Origin of the sequence: Providencia sp. PROV197 (assembly GCF_028479625.1) — a bacterium.
GTDB classification, from domain to species: Bacteria; Pseudomonadota; Gammaproteobacteria; order Enterobacterales; family Enterobacteriaceae; genus Providencia; species Providencia vermicola.
In genome coordinates, this window is the sequence record NZ_JAMPNZ010000020.1 from 15981 (window position 1) to 35256 (window position 19276).

19 protein-coding genes are annotated in these 19276 nt (G+C 42.0%); 14 read left to right on the top strand and 5 right to left on the bottom strand.

Annotated features, from left to right (window positions below):
* Positions 1–364 precede the first annotated feature (364 nt).
* From frdA to PR808_RS11190, 5 genes are all read left to right on the top strand, one after another.
* Positions 365–2161: a fumarate reductase (quinol) flavoprotein subunit gene (gene frdA, locus PR808_RS11170; protein ID WP_206083483.1), complete on the top strand. Its 1797-nt coding sequence runs from the start codon at positions 365–367 to the stop codon at positions 2159–2161.
* Positions 2154–2888, top strand: coding sequence for a succinate dehydrogenase/fumarate reductase iron-sulfur subunit (locus PR808_RS11175; protein ID WP_004258616.1), 735 nt, complete (start codon positions 2154–2156; stop codon positions 2886–2888). Before frdA ends, PR808_RS11175 begins: the two co-directional genes overlap by 8 nt.
* A 14-nt stretch (positions 2889–2902) precedes the next feature.
* Positions 2903–3298 carry a fumarate reductase subunit FrdC gene (gene frdC / locus PR808_RS11180; RefSeq protein WP_004258617.1) on the top strand — a complete coding sequence of 132 codons (396 nt, stop codon included), beginning with the start codon at positions 2903–2905 and terminating at the stop codon, positions 3296–3298.
* Between the two features lie 15 nt (positions 3299–3313).
* Positions 3314–3667, top strand: a complete 354-nt coding sequence (frdD, locus tag PR808_RS11185) for a fumarate reductase subunit FrdD (protein WP_206083482.1) — start codon at positions 3314–3316, stop codon at positions 3665–3667.
* Between the two features lie 333 nt (positions 3668–4000).
* On the top strand, positions 4001–4399 hold the full coding sequence (locus tag PR808_RS11190; RefSeq protein ID WP_272539310.1) for a hypothetical protein: 399 nt from the start codon (positions 4001–4003) through the stop codon (positions 4397–4399).
* A 51-nt stretch (positions 4400–4450) separates the two neighbouring features.
* Here the strand turns inward: PR808_RS11190 and tetR are convergent, their stop codons facing one another.
* Positions 4451–5050, bottom strand: coding sequence for a tetracycline resistance transcriptional repressor TetR (gene tetR, locus PR808_RS11195; RefSeq protein WP_272539311.1), 600 nt, complete (start codon positions 5048–5050; stop codon positions 4451–4453).
* A gap of 80 nt (positions 5051–5130) precedes the next feature.
* Between tetR and tet the strand changes: the two genes are divergently transcribed.
* From tet to PR808_RS11220, 5 genes are all read left to right on the top strand, one after another.
* On the top strand, positions 5131–6333 hold the full coding sequence (gene tet, locus PR808_RS11200) for a Tet(A)/Tet(B)/Tet(C) family tetracycline efflux MFS transporter (protein ID WP_272539312.1): 1203 nt from the start codon (positions 5131–5133) through the stop codon (positions 6331–6333).
* Between the two features lie 79 nt (positions 6334–6412).
* A complete protein-coding gene (locus PR808_RS11205) occupies positions 6413–6994 on the top strand; it encodes a TetR/AcrR family transcriptional regulator (RefSeq protein WP_272539313.1) in 582 nt (193 codons plus the stop codon).
* Between the two features lie 241 nt (positions 6995–7235).
* Entirely contained in the window at positions 7236–9377 is a 2142-nt protein-coding gene (locus PR808_RS11210) for a TonB-dependent siderophore receptor (protein WP_206083477.1), read from the top strand.
* A 19-nt stretch (positions 9378–9396) separates the two neighbouring features.
* Positions 9397–10530 carry an ABC transporter substrate-binding protein gene (locus tag PR808_RS11215; protein WP_272539314.1) on the top strand — a complete coding sequence of 378 codons (1134 nt, stop codon included), beginning with the start codon at positions 9397–9399 and terminating at the stop codon, positions 10528–10530.
* An 11-nt stretch (positions 10531–10541) separates the two neighbouring features.
* The gene (locus tag PR808_RS11220) at positions 10542–11645 is read left to right on the top strand and encodes a hypothetical protein (RefSeq protein ID WP_206093507.1); all 1104 of its coding nucleotides are present in this window, start codon (positions 10542–10544) and stop codon (positions 11643–11645) included.
* A 75-nt stretch (positions 11646–11720) separates the two neighbouring features.
* Here PR808_RS11220 and PR808_RS11225 read toward each other — a convergent pair whose 3' ends face one another.
* Together PR808_RS11225 and PR808_RS11230 are read right to left on the bottom strand one after the other, a co-directional pair.
* A complete protein-coding gene (locus tag PR808_RS11225) occupies positions 11721–12905 on the bottom strand; it encodes an MFS transporter (RefSeq protein ID WP_206083474.1) in 1185 nt (394 codons plus the stop codon).
* Positions 12906–12962: 57 nt separating this feature from the next.
* Entirely contained in the window at positions 12963–13739 is a 777-nt protein-coding gene (locus tag PR808_RS11230; protein WP_272539315.1) for a hypothetical protein, read from the bottom strand.
* Positions 13740–13927: 188 nt separating this feature from the next.
* On the opposite strand from PR808_RS11230, the gene PR808_RS11235 reads away from it, so the two are divergent.
* Positions 13928–14137, top strand: coding sequence for a helix-turn-helix domain-containing protein (locus PR808_RS11235; protein WP_272539316.1), 210 nt, complete (start codon positions 13928–13930; stop codon positions 14135–14137).
* Between the two features lie 110 nt (positions 14138–14247).
* On the opposite strand, the gene sugE is transcribed toward PR808_RS11235, so the two are convergent.
* Positions 14248–14562 (bottom strand): quaternary ammonium compound efflux SMR transporter SugE, encoded by a 315-nt coding sequence (sugE, locus tag PR808_RS11240; protein ID WP_206083471.1) that lies wholly within the window; start codon positions 14560–14562, stop codon positions 14248–14250.
* Between the two features lie 267 nt (positions 14563–14829).
* Here sugE and PR808_RS11245 point away from each other — a divergent pair, with 267 nt between their 5' ends.
* The 3 genes from PR808_RS11245 (at position 14830) to PR808_RS11255 (ending at position 18618) form a co-directional block, all read left to right on the top strand.
* Positions 14830–15738, top strand: coding sequence for an EamA family transporter (locus tag PR808_RS11245; protein ID WP_206083470.1), 909 nt, complete (start codon positions 14830–14832; stop codon positions 15736–15738).
* A 341-nt stretch (positions 15739–16079) separates the two neighbouring features.
* The gene (gene cstA / locus PR808_RS11250; protein WP_272539317.1) at positions 16080–18173 is read left to right on the top strand and encodes a pyruvate/proton symporter CstA; all 2094 of its coding nucleotides are present in this window, start codon (positions 16080–16082) and stop codon (positions 18171–18173) included.
* 247 nt (positions 18174–18420) lie between these two features.
* Positions 18421–18618, top strand: a complete 198-nt coding sequence (locus tag PR808_RS11255; protein ID WP_272539318.1) for a YbdD/YjiX family protein — start codon at positions 18421–18423, stop codon at positions 18616–18618.
* A gap of 78 nt (positions 18619–18696) precedes the next feature.
* Here PR808_RS11255 and efp read toward each other — a convergent pair whose 3' ends face one another.
* Positions 18697–19263, bottom strand: a complete 567-nt coding sequence (gene efp, locus PR808_RS11260; protein ID WP_004258667.1) for an elongation factor P — start codon at positions 19261–19263, stop codon at positions 18697–18699.
* Positions 19264–19276 lie beyond the last annotated feature (13 nt).

The window sequence follows — 19276 nt, forward strand, 5'->3', positions numbered from 1 at the left end:
CTAGTTTACTTGGTTTTTAATCCTGCCTTTTTATGTAAAAATAATGATAATCATTTGAAATTTCTTTTTATTCATTCTTAACACGCTAAAAATACTCTCATTGTAAAAACATTTTATAAAAAGATGACCCACCTCACATTTCGTGGGTAAATTCACCCAAAACCCCCCTCTATATCAAATTTATCTCTTGGACTATTCGTTATAATTCACAGCACGATAAGTCATTATTAGCTATTATATTATTTACTATTAAAAAAGAGAGATTTGACAATTTGACATTAGGTTGAATTGAAAATGACCTAGCTAATTATCAAAAGTATTTAAAAGAATTTATCAATTTACACTTGAACAATGGAGAAGCGCAGTGCAAACCTTCAATGCCGATTTAGCGATTATCGGGGCCGGGGGCGCAGGCTTACGTGCAGCGATTGCTGCCGCTGAAGCAAATCCCAATATCAAGATTGCTCTGGTCTCAAAAGTATACCCAATGCGTAGCCACACCGTGGCAGCAGAGGGAGGATCAGCCGCAGTTACTCAGGCTCATGACTCCTATGACTATCATTTTAATGATACTGTCGCAGGTGGGGATTGGCTGTGTGAGCAAGATGTCGTCGATTATTTCGTCGAACATTGCCCAACAGAGATGACCCAACTCGAATTATGGGGTTGCCCGTGGAGCCGTAAACCAGATGGTTCAGTTAACGTTCGCCGCTTCGGTGGGATGAAAATTGAGCGCACATGGTTCGCTGCCGATAAAACCGGCTTCCACATGCTCCATACACTCTTCCAGACATCATTAAAATACCCTCAAATTCAACGTTTTGATGAGCATTTTGTTCTCGATATCATTGTTGATGAAGGTCAAGCTCGTGGACTCGTTGCACTTAACATGATGGAAGGTACGAAAGTTCAAATTCGTGCAAATGCGATCGTGATGGCGACGGGTGGTGCAGGCCGTGTTTATCGTTATAACACCAATGGTGGTATTGTAACTGGTGATGGTATGGGTATGGCATTCCGCCATGGCGTACCACTGCGCGATATGGAATTTGTTCAATATCACCCAACTGGATTACCAGGTTCAGGTATCTTAATGACCGAAGGTTGTCGTGGTGAAGGTGGTATTCTGGTTAACAAAGATGGCTACCGTTACCTGCAAGACTACGGAATGGGCCCTGAGACACCACTTGGTAAACCAGAAAACAAGTATATGGAACTCGGTCCTCGTGACAAAGTTTCTCAAGCTTTCTGGCACGAATGGCGTGCAGGACGCACCATTAGCACACACCGTGGTGATGTTGTGTATCTGGATCTTCGCCATCTGGGGGCAGAAAAACTCCATGAGCGTTTACCGTTCATTTGTGAATTAGCGAAAGCTTACGTGGGCGTTGACCCAGTAACAGACCCTATTCCTGTCCGTCCAACCGCTCACTACACCATGGGTGGTATCGAAACAGATCAACGCACTGAAACACGCATTAAAGGCCTATTTGCAGTGGGTGAGTGTTCTTCTGTTGGCTTGCACGGTGCAAACCGTTTAGGTTCTAACTCACTGGCAGAACTGGTGGTATTTGGTCGTTTAGCGGGTGAAGAAGCTGCACGCCATGCCGCCGAAGCAACCCCTGCAAATGCCAGCGCCATTGAAGCACGTACCCGCGATATCGAAAATGACCTGCAAAAACTCATGAACCAGAAAGGGAAAGAGAGCTGGTCTAAAATTCGCGATGAAATGGGTATTTCAATGGAAGAAGGTTGCGGTATCTACCGTACACCTGAGTTAATGCAAAAAACCGTTGATAAGATTGCCGAACTGAAAGAACGCTTTAAACACGTCGAAATTACTGACCATAGCAGCGTCTTTAACACTGACCTACTGTATACCATTGAATTAGGCTTTGGCCTTGATGTGGCGGAATGTATGGCTCACTCTGCAATTAACCGAAAAGAATCACGTGGTGCTCACCAACGTCTGGACGAAGGCTGCACTGAGCGTGATGATGTGAATTTCCTTAAACATACTTTGGCATTCTATAACCCAGAGGGCTCCCCTCGTTTAGAATACAGTGATGTGAAAATCACGAAATCTCAGCCAGCTAAACGTGTTTACGGTGCCGAAGCTGAAGCTCAAGATAAGGCAAAGAAGGAGCAAGCTAATGGATGATATGAAACACCTAAAAATGGAGATCATGCGTTACAATCCGGAAACGGATAGTGAGCCCCATTTGGTGACGTATGATGTCCCTTACGACGAGCAAACTTCTTTGTTAGATGCATTAGGCTATATCAAAGATAACCTCGCTCCAGACCTGTCTTACCGTTGGTCTTGTCGTATGGCGATTTGTGGTTCTTGCGGTATGATGGTCGATAAAGTGCCTAAACTGGCGTGTAAAACATTCCTGCGTGAATACCCGCAAGGTATGAAAGTTGAGCCATTAGGTAACTTCCCAATCGAGCGCGACCTTGTTGTCGATATGACCCACTTTATTGAGCGTTTAGAAGCCATCAAACCGTACATCATCGGTAATGATCGTAAACCTTCTGAGGGTCCAAACAAACAAACGCCTGCACAGATGGCCAAATACCATCAGTTCTCAGGCTGTATCAACTGTGGTCTGTGCTATGCAGCTTGCCCACAGTTTGGACTGAACCCAGAGTTCATCGGCCCAGCAGCAATCACATTGGCAGAGCGCTACAATTTAGATAACCGAGACCATGGTGCGAAAGAGCGCATGACCTTATTAAATGGTGACAATGGTGTCTGGAGCTGTACGTTTGTAGGCTACTGTTCTGAAGTCTGTCCTAAGCATGTCGACCCTGCTGGCGCTATTCAGCAAGGAAAAGTTGCCAGCGCGCAAGACTTTGTTATCGCCATGCTGAAGCCACGATAAGGAGAATTGAAGTCATGACTACGAAACGTAAACCCTATGTCAGAGAAATGAAGGGCGACTGGTGGCAAAAGCTGGGTTTCTACCGCTTTTACATCATGCGTGAAAGCACCTCAGTCCTTCAGGTCTGGTTCAGTATTTTAGTCCTGTATGGGGTATTTGCGCTAAAAAGCGGTCCTGAATCATGGGCTGGCTTTGTTGGGTTCTTAAGTAACCCAATCATTCTTATCATTAACATTATTACACTGGCTGCTACATTGCTGCACACCACAACGTGGTTCAACCTTGCACCAAAGGCCGTCAGTATTATTGTGAAAGATAAGAAAATGTCTGATGAGCCTATCGTTAAAGGCTTCTGGGCTCTCACGATTGTTGTTACCGCAGCAATCTTAGCTATCGCATTGTTATTTTAATCTAAGGAGAATCTGATGAATCTAACGCCTAAACGTTCCGATGAGCCGATTTTCTGGGGATTATTTGGTGCAGGTGGTATGTGGAGCGCCGTAATTGGCCCTGCTATCATCATTCTGTTAGGAATTTTAATTCCACTGGGTGTTGCACCAGAAATGCTGAGCTATGAGCGTATTATGGCATTTAGCCAAAGCTTTATCGGCCGTGTATTCTTACTACTGATGATTATCCTGCCTGTTTGGTGTGGGATGCACCGTATTCACCACACACTGCATGATTTTAAAATCCATGTCCCAGCGACAAAATGGGTTTTCTATGGTGGGTCTGCAATCATTAGTGTTATTGCCCTGATTGGTGTATTTACCTTGTAATCACGCAATAATCTAAAAACGAACCAATACCCCATACGTGAAAACGATGGGGTATTTTTTTATGGCTAGGAAATTAAAGTTTAATCATGAAATTTAATAGAAAATAACCCTTAAACTACGCAAAAATAGATATTACCTGTTCTAAAATAGTGTTTATTTTAATTCAGACTAACCTTAGTTGTTATAAAAAATCGGCTTGTTATGATAAGTAAAGGATAATAAAAACTTAATTTATCCAATTTAAATCAATAAGTTAAACTAATCATATTTACTTAAACAAGTTAGAGACTAACCGTCTCTATTTTTATATCACTCATGGTAAGAGAAAATAAAATGAAATTTAAAGGATTATTTATTTCGCTGTTTCTTTCTGGAGTCATAATATTACCCGCCCATGCCAATTCGTTTTCCGCGGGAAATGAAAGTGCTAATGAAATGCCAACCGAAAAAGATTTCTATAATGAATGTGTCAGCACAAACACCTACAGTTATTTGCCCATGGCAGGGGAAGCACAATCTTCAGTAGATAAAAAACGGGCAAAGCAACAAGCGGCTGTTGAGAAAAAATGTAAGTGTGTTGCACCACTTGAGTATAAATTGTTCTATGAGTTAGTGGGTAATGACCCTGAAGCATTCGCAAAAAGAATGCAAGCAGACCAACAATTGGCGATGCAAACGGCACAAAAAGCAGTCGATAGAAAACGCCAAATAGATAAGCAATGCTCTAAATAGTTTTCCATTGTTTAAGGTATGGCTTTGCACTTATTTGCCATACCTTAAAGATTAAGGTTTAATCCCTTGAATTAATGCATCTAAACCAAACAAAAAAGCCTCAGTTCCATCATCATTATCCATGATTTGAAGCGCCGATTTTAATAATGGGGGCATTGCATTCTCATCCGTTGTTTCGCGTTCATTCAGGGCAGCACTATGCTCCTGCTGTTCAAGCACACTTCCCAACGTAAAATGCCCCACTGCACTAATCGCATACAAACCCGTTTTTAATGAAAAACCGTTATCCACCATAAATTGCAGCTGGGTTTCTACCGTGAAATATTGCTCCGCACTAGGCCGAGTCCCTAGATGTACTTTTGCCCCATCTCGGTAGCTCAATAGCGCTCGACGGAAGCTTAACGCATTATTTCGCAAAAATTCCTGCCATGTCTCACTGTCTTTTGGCAATGGGTGGTCATGATGGCGCTTTAGCATTTCAACGGATAATTCATCCAACAAAGCCCGCTTATTTTTCACATGCCAGTACAACGTTGGCTGCTCTACACCAAGCTTTTGAGCTAACTTTCGTGTTGTTACCCCTTCCATCCCCACTTCATTTAGTAAGTCTAATGCAGCGGTAATAATGGTCTCTTTGTTTAATCGCGCCATGAGCATCTCCTTATTTTTTCATTGACACTCTATCACTGATAGGGATATATTCCAAATCTATCACTGATAGAGAAAAAACCATGAATAAATTTGCGATTACCGCATTAACGATCACCGCCCTTGATGCGATGGGGATCGGGTTGATCATGCCAGTTTTACCAGCCTTACTCCGTGAATATGTCTCCATAGAACACTTGGCAAATCATTACGGCATCTTGTTGGCTTTATATGCCATCATGCAGGTCTTTTTTGCTCCAATACTTGGCAAATGGTCTGATAAATTCGGCCGCAGGCCCATCTTGTTGGTCTCCCTTGCAGGGGCAGCGCTGGACTACACTTTGTTGGCTTTATCCAGTTCACTATGGATGCTGTATTTAGGCCGCCTAATTTCAGGGATCACCGGTGCAACAGGGGCGGTAGCCGCTTCTGTTATTGCCGACCATACACTGCCACAACAACGTACCAAGTGGTTTGGTCGTTTAGGGGCTGCGTTTGGCGTGGGTTTAATCGCTGGCCCTGCAATTGGCGGTTTTGCTGGGCAGTTATCTCCTCACTTGCCTTTTGTGATTGCGGCGGTCTTAAATGCATGCTCTTTTGTGGTGATTTGGGTTATTTTTAAAGATCAACGTAAGACCGCCGTACAGGATGATCAGCATGAAGATCAACCGTCGCCAATTCCCTTTATGCAAATAATAAAACCAATCATCCTGCTGCTTTTCGTCTTTTTTATGGCACAGCTCATTGGGCAGATCCCTGCCACTACTTGGGTATTATTTACCGAAAGCCGCTTTCAATGGGGCAGTATGGAAGTCGGATTATCTTTAGCGGGGCTTGGCGTGATGCATGCACTATTTCAAGCATTCGTTGCAGGGGCAATTGCTAAGAAATTTAATGAAAAAACAACGATTTTGGTGGGATTCGTTGTCGATGGCAGTGCATTTTTGATCTTATCATTTATCTCAGAAGGTTGGATGATTTACCCAACGCTAATCCTGCTTGCGGGGGGAAGCATCGCGCTTCCTGCTCTTCAAGGGCTAATGTCTACTCAGGTAAACCAAGAAAATCAAGGCAAACTGCAAGGTGTTCTCGTCAGTTTAACCAATGCCACAGGGGTCATTGGCCCATTATTATTTAGTGTTATTTTTGGCCAAACACTGACGATGTGGGATGGCTGGGTGTGGTTAATTGGGGCGTTAATGTATTTATTTTTGATCATCGCTTATTTACTTTTTCAGCAAAAAGTAACCTATAGAACCAAGAAGGCCATACTTTCAATGGACTAACTTTTAACACATCGCCTTTCAATGCTATGATGCATTATTCCTACTGTTTTTTAGAACAAGACATTAAGAGACAAACCCAATGACACAACCACCTAAGAAGCCAAGAACAAAACCTGCAGAAGAACGGCTTGATGACCTGATGAATGCAGCGGAAGAGCTCTTTCTGTCTAAAGGGTTTGTCAACACAACTGTCAGTGAAATTGTGCGCTCTGCGGATGTGGCGAAAGGGACGTTTTACCACTACTTCCAGTCAAAAAATGACATCATGGAAGCCTTACGCACCCGCTATATGGACTGGTATTTGGGCCACATTCAATCTGCTTTAGATACACAAAAAAGTGCCTCAGCCAAACTCAAATCATGGTGCGAAAATAGCGTCAAATACTATGTTGAAAAGCAAAATATTCATGACATGTTATTTCATGACGAATACCACGGGCGCAGTAATGACCATGAAACCCGTGCAGTTGAACAGATTAAAGCTATTTTAGCTTTCGGTGAACAAAACAAAGCATGGCCAGAATTACCACATGAATTGATGGCAACAATGATTTACCACTCTATGCATGCCGCCGTGGACAACCTCGCCAATAGCCATGAATATACTCAACAAAATTTAGGCGAAATTTTGTATAAGCGATTTAGCCAACTGATTAAATAAAAAATACAGCGAGTGAATCGCCCAGACGAGCTCGCGTTGTTTTAATCTCACACAAAAAAATATTTCGAACGCTGTCATATTTATTTTTAATATCAATACGATAAATAATTTCTCACTCACCCTACGAATCCCTTTCTTCAATATTAAATGCAAATGATTATTAATTAGATTGACTGATGGTCGGTCGACGATCTATGCTAACGCCATAAAATTTCTCTTTTACTTTATTGGCTAAAATTGCATGCATAAATTTACTCATCGAACCTACACGCTTTCCACCCTAAGTTTATTGGTCTGCGCCCTGATTTGCTCAAATACCGCAAATGCAAAGCCCAAAACAGACGTCTTGGTCGTCACTGCCGCAGAAAACCAAGGCCAAGAACCTATTGGCTATGCCAGTAAAACTCAATCTACTGCCACAAAAAGCTCAGCCACCTTATTGGAAACGCCGCAATTTGTTTCGGTGATTAAACGCGAGCAAATGGATACTTTGCCTTCTGAATCAATCAGCCAAGCCTTACGCTACAGCGCAGGCGTAACCAGCGAAAAATTTGGCGCCTTTGGTGGCGGTATCGATTTTTCAAAAATTCGTGGTTTCGATGCAGATTATTACTTGGATGGATTACGGGTTATCGGCAACAGTGGGATCTGGGGGCCGCAAGTTGATTCATGGACACTCAATAGTATCGAAGCCGTTCATGGGCCGTCATCTGCACTGTATGGTCAAGGAGGAGCTGGGGGGGTTATCAATATGCAATCACGCCGCCCAAGTGCCAATGAATCACATCAAATTCAGTTCCAAAAAGGCAATTTTGATAACAATGCCGTCAAATTTGATACCACTGGAGCCATGAATGACGATGAAACATTGCTATATAGAATGAATGGATTAGCGCTATCAACGGATTCACAAGTGAATTCCTCGAAGCAATCTCGCTACTTACTGGCCCCTTCTATCACATGGCAACCCAATGAAAAACTCAATTGGACAGTCTTAAGCCAATATCAACATGATCCACACATTGGCCACTATAATACCTTGCCTGCTCAAGCAATTGGCTTGCTACCGAACCCAAATGGAAAGCTGGATTTCACTCAAAACTACAGTGACCCCAAACATGAAAAATCCACACGTACACAGTGGTCAGTGACCTCATTAGTTGACTACCAAGTCAGCTCGTCCGTCACACTGAAACAAAATATGCGCTACTCTGATGTAGATACCCACATTAAACGAGACTTCACGCGCGGCTTCTTAGCGGGGGATCGGTTACTCACCGCGGTTTACCAAGATTCACCAAGCAAATCCAAAACCTTTGTTGCTGATAACCAACTGGTTTATAAAGTTAAAACTGGCGATATTCGCCACGAGTTACTCACTGGGTTTGATTTTCAAACTGGAAAGCTGGATAAAGACTGGTGGGGCTCGCAAACCGTCAGTTTCGATCCATGGGTGAAACCTCATCATCCTGAATTTAAACCTTACCCCGTTTCCCGCACATCAACAACCCAACGTTTTGATCGTTATGGGGTTTATCTACAAGACCAACTTAGTTGGCAACAATGGGATTTGATCCTCAGTGGACGCTATGATTGGTCTTATTTAGATACTGATAATAACCTCTCTCACACAACGCAAAAAAATGACACTTCCGCTTGGAGCCAACGCGTTGGGCTAACCTATGCTTTTGAAAATGGCTTTTCGCCATGGATCAGTTTTTCCGATAGCTTTGACCCCGTTTTAGGGACAGATGCGGATGGAAAATCCTTTATCCCAACCGAATCAAAACAAGCCGAAGTGGGGCTTAAATACCAATCGGATAACCTCATGGCAAGCGTTGCAGCGTATGAGTTAGAACAAAAAAATGTCACCACCCATAACCCGCTAAATCCAGATTACTATAATCAAACAGGGAAAATTCGCTCTCGTGGGGTTGATTTTGAAAGCCGTATAGCATTAACACCGTCAGTGAATGTCATGGTGAGCTATGCCTTTACTGATAATAAAATCACCGAAAGCCAAGACCTTTCAGTCTTAAATAAGCACCCTGTTCAAGTCCCTAAACACAGCGGCTCCGCATGGGTTGACTACCGTTTTCACTCCCCTTACCTCGAAGGCGCTTTAGTCGGCGTTGGCGTGCGTTATCTCGGCGAAACATGGGGTGACAACACCAACACATTTAAAGTACCAGCAGTCTGGCTTGGCGATATTAGCGCAAGGTACCAAATGGATGCATTAGCCCCTGAACTCACGGGTATGGAATTGGGGTTAACTGTCAGTAATGTCACCAATAAATCCTACGTTGCCAGCTGTACCAGTTCCACCTATTGCAGTATTGGCACGAATAGAACGTTACTTGCCACACTTAATTACTACTTTTAATTCAATAGGTAAGCAACTTATGGAAAGTTCTAAAAGGAATTTGATTAAGGCAGGGTTAGCAATGGCGACGTTAAGTGCAATGCCTTGCCCAGTTGTCGCAGCCGCAATGCCCAAGGTGACAGACATCCTTGGACGCACTATTGCTTACCCAGAAAATGCACAGAAAATTTATTTGGCTGACCCATCACTGATTTTTCTCTTTGCCACATTGGGAATACCCAATTTTGTGGAGAAACTTGTCGCTGTTCCCAGTAACTTTCGTACTGCTGATTTGCGTAGTTACCAACAATACTGTACGGCGTTTCCTAAGATTGAACAATTACCCCACCTCCCCGCGATCGGCGGGGCGCAAGCTAATTTGGAAACGATTTTGGAGCTCAAACCTGACATTATTTTCACGACAACGGGCACATTTTCGGGTCTACAAGCCAATGGGCTTCTTATGCTTTTACTGCGCGCTAATGTCCCTGTTATTGCCCTTGATATGAGTGTTGACCCACTCACCAATACGCCGAAAAGCATTGCGATTATGGGGAAAGTCTTTGGTTTACAAGAAAGGGCTCATCGCATCAATCGATTTATTAAAACACAACTAGATAATGTAAATACTCGCCTCGCTAATGCAAATCCTATAAGGCCAAAAGTACTCCTTGAGCGTGCAGCAGGTTTTACTGAAGAGTGTTGCTTAGCCTACGGAAACGGAAATTTTGGTCAGTTTCTCTCGTTTGCGGGTGGAGAGAATATTGCTAACCAATACATTCATGGAACATATGGTGTTCTAAACCAAGAGACGATTATTCACACCCAAGCTCAAATGGTGATTGTCACCGGCACCGATTGGAGTGGCTATAACCCGAAAGGCAATTGGGTAGGATTAGGCCCTGGTGCAGATTTACCGCTAGCAAAACAAAGGCTTAAAATTTTAATGCAGCGTAATGCCTTTAAAACATTGCATGCAGTCAAACAGCAGCATGTTCATGCTATTTGGCACACTTTTTACGACAGCCCATTTGGCTTTATTGCCGCTCTAAAATTTGCGACTTGGTTACACCCTAGCATATTCCCTGATCTGGATGTTAATACGGTTTTCAAAGATTTTACTGAACAGTTCTTACCCATCAAGTGGCAAGAAGGCTACTGGGTTTCCCTTTAAAACAGAGGCTTATGATGACCACAATTTATTCCCCTGATCCACTACGAACCCAAGTTGAAAAACAAAGCCATGGGCAACGAACCATTATTTACAGCCCTAAAGGCCAGCCGAACTATGTCTTCATCGTACCCCAGTTTGATTTACAAGACATTTCCCCCTCTTTAGGCACTGGTATCCATCCAGCTTTTATCATTCATGAGCGCCCTATTGATGCCTTTTTCTACGCCTGTTACAGCGCAAGTTTGCGAGATGATGAATTAGTTAGCCAACCCAACCAATCACCCGCATGCAATTTAGATTTAGCGCAATTTCAATCATTAGCGCAACAATCAGGTAAAGGCTGCCATATCAGTACTAACGCAGAGTGGAGTGCCATCTCAGCCTTAACTAATCAACACAATAACCTTATTCATGGTAATACGGATTACGGCCGTAATTATTTTAACCATGATGAATTTATTCCACGAATTGACGGGCTAGCGACTGGCGGTTTGCAAGGCACCCCGACAACCCCAACTAATGCACAATGGGAAAGCTGGTACCATAATCACCAACTTTCAGGGATAAGCGATTTGGTCGGTAACCTTTGGGAGTGGCAAACAGGTGCACGCCTAGTCGCGGGAGAAATTCAAATCATAAAAAATAATGATGCCGCTATTCATCTTGATGACGCATTGTTAGATTGGCGAGCTATTGATATGAGTAGTGGTGAGTTAATCCCCCCTAATAGCCCATCAAGTGCAAAATATGATTCACCAATAGCCAAACTTGATGGCAATGCTGGCACCCCGATAATCTCGACACAGATCCATCATTTTAATGGTGAGCCAATGGATTCAGGCTACCCACTGGGCCTGTTAGATAGCCCGTTTCGATTGGTTGGAACGACCGAGGGTGAACAAATTCCGACTTTATTGAAGATATTGGGTCTCGCCCCTTACAAAATTAAACAATCAGATGATCAAATCTATCTGCGTAACTATGGTGAACGCGCCTTAATGCGCGGTGGTGCGTGGTATTCACAACATAGCGCAGGCATTGATGCATTTTGCCTTAGCCATACTCGATTGCATAAAAGTACCACTGTCGGTGCCCGGACTGCATGGGTCTTGTAGCGGTTTTGTTACTCTAAAAAATAGTGCGCATCCCCTCATTCAGCTCATTGAACGAGGGGATGAATGGAGAAAAAGCTAAGTATGAGCGTGCTTTGGTAGTAAATAGGAAATAAAATACGATAACCCACAAACAGCGATAAATGCCCCAACGTAAGCTAAGTGATATTGGCTAAGGTAACTGACAATTAAAGGCGTGATCCCTCCAAGAGAAGCTGAAGCGCCATTATAACCAATGCCTAAAATTGCCGCCTGCCCATTTGACTTACTGATGAGAACTGCTGATAAATTACACAATATCATTGCTGAATAAACAGACATTAGTAGTTGAGCTATTAGTACGAGTAATAAGTTATTCGTTTGCAATATGAGATAAAGCGGTGCAGAACAGAAAACCATTAATATGACGCCAATATTAAAGACCTGCTTAGCTGAGCTGTATTTATCCGTTAGCCAACCACATATTAACATGAGGAGTAAAAGTAAACTTGACGATAAAATTGCGTAATAGTTTTTTATTTCTTCAATCTTTAATTGCTCTATTATCAATGATGTTGATAGGTTTTGAGAATAAAATGTAACAGTTCCAGGAATTGTGAATAAAAACACCCAAAACACATTCTTCCAATTAATTGATTGTTTATCTTTAGAAATCACTTGATAATTTGGAAGATTAAACCTAAACCAAAAACTCATTAAGATATTTGCAACCCCTATGAATAAGGGAATTCGCCAACCTATTGATTGCATCATATCTTCATTCAGCGTATTTTTTAACACCAAAACAATGCCTAAAGAAGCAATAACACCAAGCAAAGAACTACCGACAATAATAGACGAAACTCTTGCTTGCTCTCTAATATGTGCATCTTTAAATAAGTAGGTAATTAAAGACGGATACTCCCCTGCAAAACTAAATGACAAAGCGAGTTGTAATATTAATATAGCAACTGGTGTATAGTTACCTAATAGTTCAATAGGTAATATAGCCATCATTAATGTTGCAATACCTGTAATTAAGCTTGTTAATATTAAGGCAGGTTTTTTCCCAACCGTATCTGCATAGCGCCCTATAATATATCCGCCTAAAGGCCGTATTAAAAAACGCAGTGCAAATATCCCCCAAACCATTTCTGTCGCTTGCTCATAACCTAACTTTGTTAACTCAGCGCTCAAATAAGTTGATATTGCAGCAAAAACAGCAATATCATAGTATTCGAGTGCATTACCTGCGACGGCACCAAACCTGAATTTCCATTTCATCTTTTTATCCTTATCATCCCTAGAATTTCATACATCAGCTATCTTATACATTGAAAATTAAGGATAATTGACTAAAGTTTCTAAGCAGGCGAGTGTAATTCCATTTTCTTTTAATGCACTAAATAAGCCACTTGAAGAAGCATGAGGGCAAGAAAGTTTCTCTTTAATCCTTTGAATTCGTTTGTGTTCACACACCTCTGAACATCCCTGTGCATAGCTAATTTCCTTTACTTTACAATGAGATAGAAGCATTCTTATTGTAATAATTTCTTTTCGAGTAAAGCGAATATTTCCAAAACGCATATACTGGTGAATATCTAAAATTTCACTTTCTAAGTCATTAATACTGTTCTTACATTCTATTGGTATATCTAAACGACTTCTTAATGGTAAATAATTTTCATCATTTTGTTTCCATACTCCGTGAGTATAATCAGAAATAATAGGTCGGCATTTATATATTGCCATTATATCTTTTATCGATAACTTTCGTTTAGAATTAATTGACGTAATTTCATATACACTTCCATATTTAGCACAAAAATCCACTTTTAGTTTACACTTATCTGTTCTTAATAAGGTGTTCATATATTCTTTTGAGTAGTTACTCCAATACTGTATCCCTGTCGATAGCCGCTCACCAATCACTTTATCCAAATCCGCATCCCAATACATCAGAACCCAATCATAATTACTCGATGTAGTATAAACCTGCCTATTTAAAATATCTACTTTTGAAAAAGACAAGTCAATATCATTCCAATCAAAATAATTAGAAAAAGTATTTTTTAAACCTGAACATGTTTTTTCCAAGAGTTCACCCTTAACATCCATAATAATTCCTTTTAATATAATTAAATGTTAATAAAAAAAATAATAACCAAGGATATATATCACTATCACAGAATAAAAAACATTCAAAGCATAATTTAATAATAGTATTAAAAAAAGAAAATAAAAAATACAGTAATATTATTCTTAAAACTACCAAGCATTATTCAACTAATAACACTGGAGATATTATGAAAAAAGATTGGCACCCTGCTGATATCATTGCGGCAATAAAGAAAAAAGACTCTTCCCTTGCTGAATTATCGCGTTCCGCAGGGCTAAATTCATCAACACTTAACAATGCACTATCAAGGCGTTGGCCAAAGGGAGAAAGAATCATTGCAGAGTTTTTAGGTATGGAACCTGCAGAAATTTGGCCATCTCGTTATAACGAAAAATAACAAAAGAGCCGTTTTCTTTATGCCCAAAAAATATCAAAAAATAAAGCGGGTAACTTTTTCTGTCACCCGCTTATTATTCATTTTTAATTAAATAATATTTGATTTGAAAACTAACTCGATATTTTTAAGCCAATTAGCCCTGTAATAATCAACGCAAGGCTTAATAAACGAAACATATTCGCAGATTCACCAAGGAAAATAATCCCAACAATAGCCGTACCCACAGCACCAATCCCCGTCCAAATTGCATAAGCCGTTCCGACAGGTAAGTCACGCATAGCATAGGCTAATAAGCCCATACTGGCGATAATCGCGACAATTGTAATAATACTAGGTGTTAAGCGTGTAAAGCCATGGGCGTACTTTAACCCTACAGCCCAAACCACTTCGAGTAAACCTGCAAATAAAAGGACGATCCATGCCATGGTCGTTGCTCCCGTATATAACTCGGGGTCGTCCCCATAATTGAATGACGAGATCCAGGTCGTCCTGAATACGTGTGATGTGTACCTCATTATAAACATTCACCAGCACAGACTCAAGCAACGAAAAATAACAAATAAATATAAATTAGCGACCTTTTTTAACCTGTTTATTCTGTTTTTTGCTAATAAGCATCATTGATATCGCACTCCCTCCTTAGCAAGGGTAAAGTAGAAAATCTTATCGAGCCTATCCATCGAGAAATTAGCATGAATTTCAAAGATATATTACTTGCCCTCTGTGTGGTCATTATTTGGGGTGTTAATTTTGTCATTATCAAGCTCGGTGTGACCGCGCTTCCGCCATTACTCCTTGGGGCATTACGCTTTGTTTTTGTTGCCTTTCCTGCCATTTTTATTTTCAAGCGGCCTAAAATTCCGTTTAAATTGTTATTATTGTATGGGTTAACCATCAGCTTTGGTCAATTTGCCTTTTTATTCTGTGCTATCCGCGTTGGTATGCCTGCGGGGATCACCTCCGTTATTTTGCAATCTCAAGCCTTTTTTACCTTATTACTTGGTGCCATGATTTTAAAGGAAACGCTACAACCAACCCATTTTATTGGCATGTTTATCGCTATCGCAGGATTAACGGTGTTAGCCAATGGTGCGACAGCAGGCGGGTTAGATGATATTCCAATGCTCGGTTTGGCATTCACATTAATTGCTGGTTTATCATGGGCTTGTGGTAATATTACCAACCGAATTATTATGCAAAATCAAGGTGCAGAAAAATGCAGTGCGTTGTCTCTCGTCAGTTGGAGTGCGCTGATCCCCATTATTCCTTTCCTAATTAGTTCGTGGATACTTGAGGGCGAAGATGCCATTGTGGACGGATTAACAGGCTTTGATTGGCCTGTGCTCGGAGTGATTTTGTATTTAGCTTATTTATCCACTTTTGTCGGTTACGGCCTATGGGGTGTACTGCTCGGGCGCTATGAAGCATGGCGTGTTGCACCGTTTTCATTATTAGTGCCAGTGTTCGGTTTAAGCAGCAGTGCATTATTCCTTGGTGAGCATATTAATGGCATACAAGTCGCTGGTTTAATTTTGATCATGTTCGGTCTTATTACGACGCTTTTTGGCAAAAAAATTATCCAACGCTTAAGACACACCTAAGATAACTCATTTGATTACCGAAGGTTTTTAACTTTCGGTAATCAACACTCTCATTCGTTTCCATTTTATTCTCCTACCTCTTTGTTTAGATGAAAATATTGCATTATTAATAAAAATAAGATAAATACCAACACCACTAGCTATTCGCTAGTTCAAAACCAGATAAAATCCAATAAATGATCTTGGATTAGTGATATTCACTGCAATTATCGAATTTATCTAAAATTTCAATTAGGTGTCTCGTTTTAGCTACTTTTTCTTTAACTTAACTATCGCTATATCTTCCTCAGTTTTACTTAAATAAATAACAGATATCATTCATTGAACAGATGGGGATGACTATGGGTAAACAATTTATTTGGATTGTGCTCGCTCTGCTCGGTGCTTTTTCACTCGGTTACATCGCCTTATATCGTGGTGAACAAATAAATGCGCTGTGGATTGTGGTCGCAGCAGTATGTATTTATCTCATTGCGTACCGTTATTATGGGTTGTTTATCGCGAAAAAAGTCCTGCAAGTTGACGAAACACGTATGACACCAGCAATTCGTCATAATGATGGATTAGATTACGTTCCAACAGATAAAAAAGTGTTATTTGGTCACCATTTTGCTGCGATTGCAGGCGCTGGCCCCTTAGTCGGTCCAGTGCTTGCCGCGCAAATGGGTTACCTCCCTGGTATGCTGTGGTTGCTTGCTGGGGTCGTACTCGCAGGCGCCGTACAAGACTTTATGGTGTTGTTTGTTTCGACACGCCGAGATGGACGTTCGCTCGGCGAGTTAGTCAAAGAAGAAATGGGCAATACCGCAGGTGTTCTCGCTTTGATAGCCTGCTTTATGATCATGGTGATCATTTTAGCAGTACTTGCGATGATCGTAGTAAAAGCCTTAACTCACAGTCCATGGGGAACCTACACCGTCGCATTCACTATTCCACTGGCGATTTTTATGGGGATCTATACCCGTTATATTCGCCCAGGGCGCATTGGTGAAGTGTCTATTATTGGGCTGGTGTTCCTTGTTTTCGCTATTATTTCAGGTGGATGGGTTGCCGAAAGTGAAACATGGGCACCGTACTTTGACTATACTGGCGTACAATTAACGTGGATGTTAGTTGGATATGGCTTTGTTGCCGCTGTTTTGCCCGTTTGGTTACTGCTTGCACCGCGTGATTACCTTTCAACCTTCCTAAAAATCGGGACGATTATTGGTCTCGCTATTGGTATTTTAATTTTAAACCCAAACCTGCAAATGCCATCACTCACGAAATATATTGATGGTACAGGCCCTGTATGGGCAGGAGATTTGTTCCCATTCTTATTTATTACTATTGCCTGTGGTGCTGTTTCTGGCTTCCATGCACTGATTTCTTCGGGTACTACGCCGAAGATGTTAGCGAATGAGAACCAAGCTTGTTTTATCGGCTACGGCGGTATGTTAATGGAGTCATTTGTTGCCATCATGGCGTTAGTCGCAGCGTGTGTGATTGACCCTGGTGTGTATTTCGCCATGAACAGTCCAATGGCAATGTTGGCACCAGCAGGCACCGAAGATGTGGTCGCTTCTGCCGCACAAGTGGTGAGCAGTTGGGGCTTCCAAATAACCCCAGAGCAGCTCAACACCATTGCCAGTGAAGTCGGTGAAACCAGTATTATCTCCCGTGCTGGTGGTGCGCCAACGCTTGCTGTTGGGATGGCCTATATTCTGCATGGGGCGCTTGGTGGTCTGATGAATGTGGCGTTCTGGTACCACTTTGCCATCTTATTTGAAGCATTATTTATTTTAACCGCGGTGGATGCAGGAACTCGAGCGGCACGTTTTATGCTACAAGATTTACTGGGTGTGGTTTCCCCGTCATTAAAACGAACAGACTCCCTACCTGCTAACCTGATAGCAACTGCCTTGTGTGTGCTTGCGTGGGGTTACTTCCTCCATCAAGGTGTTGTCGACCCACTTGGTGGTATTAATACCTTATGGCCGCTTTTTGGTATCGCAAACCAGATGCTGGCAGGTATGGCGTTAATGCTGTGTGCTGTGGTACTGTTCAAAATGAAGCGCCAAAAATACGCATGGGTTGCTCTCGTCCCAACGGCTTGGTTACTGATTTGTACCATGACCGCTGGCTGGGAAAAGACCTTCAGTGAAGATGCCCGCGTTGGTTTCTTAGCTGTAGCGAATAAATTCCAAGCGATGATTGATAGCGGTAATATTCCAGCACAATATACGGAATCTCAGCTCACACAGTTGATTTTCAATAACCGTTTAGATGCTGGCTTAACGATTTTCTTTATGATTGTTGTGGTTTTACTGGCTCTGTTCTCCATCCGCACCGCGCTTAAAGCGTTAAAATCAAGCGAACCAACCGCGAATGAAGTGCCATACGAGCCAATGCCAGCCAACTACGAGGAAATCGTGGCCAATACGCGTCATCATTGATTTTCGCGAAAAAAGTTTTCATGTTTTGGGTACACGCTCTTTCTCCAAAATAATTCACGTTGGAGCAAGGCGGCAAAGAAGATAATCCCTAGGAGCATACACCAGTATGTGACTAGGGTTAGCGAATGAAGCCAACGCTGCAACAGCGTGAAGTATGAAGGAGAAACTAGGAGCATGCCCTAGTATGTGACTTGGGTAGCCGAGAGCAGTCAACAACGCTGTAGCGCGAAGTATGAAGGAGAAAAAAATGTTTGGAGATTTAGGGAAAGCCGCAAAATACCTCGGCCAAGCGGCAAAAATGATGGTCGGCGTTCCCGACTACGACAACTACGTCGCCCATATGCAGCGGACTCACCCCGATCAAACTCCGATGACTTACGAGGAGTTTTTTAAAGAGCGCCAGGATGCACGTTATGGCGGAAAAGGTGGGTTTAAGTGCTGTTAGGCCAGAAAAAGATGCAAAAAAAGCCGTGGCACTCGACCACGGCTTTTTATTTTTAACGATTCCGTATAGGATACGCCGTTATTTTACGCGTGAAACGTATTCGCCTGAGCGAGTATCAACACGGATAACTTCACCGATCTGAACAAACAGAGGAACCTTAACAACTGCGCCAGTGCTCAGTGTTGCAGGTTTTCCACCTGTACCTGCGGTATCACCTTTCAGGCCTGGGTCAGTATCGGTAATTTCTAACTCAACAAAGTTAGGTGGCGTTACCGCGATAGGACGACCGTCCCACAGTGTTAAAATACATTCTGCTTGGTCAACTAACCATTTTGCGTTGTCGCCAACGGTTTTTTCATCCGCGGCTAACTGCTCGAAAGTTTCGTTGTTCATGAAATGCCAGAACTCACCGTCGTTGTACAGGTAAGTTAAGTTCATATCCATGACATCTGCGCCTTCAACAGAATCAGTAGATTTAAAGGTTTTTTCCAACAGTTTGTTAGAAATCAGTTTACGGATGCGCACACGTGCGAACGCTTGACCTTTACCCGGTTTTACGAATTCGCTTTCTAAAACGACACAAGGCTCGCCATCTAACATGATTTTAAGACCTGAGCGGAATTCATTGGTACTATAAGTAGCCATGGTGATCCTCTAA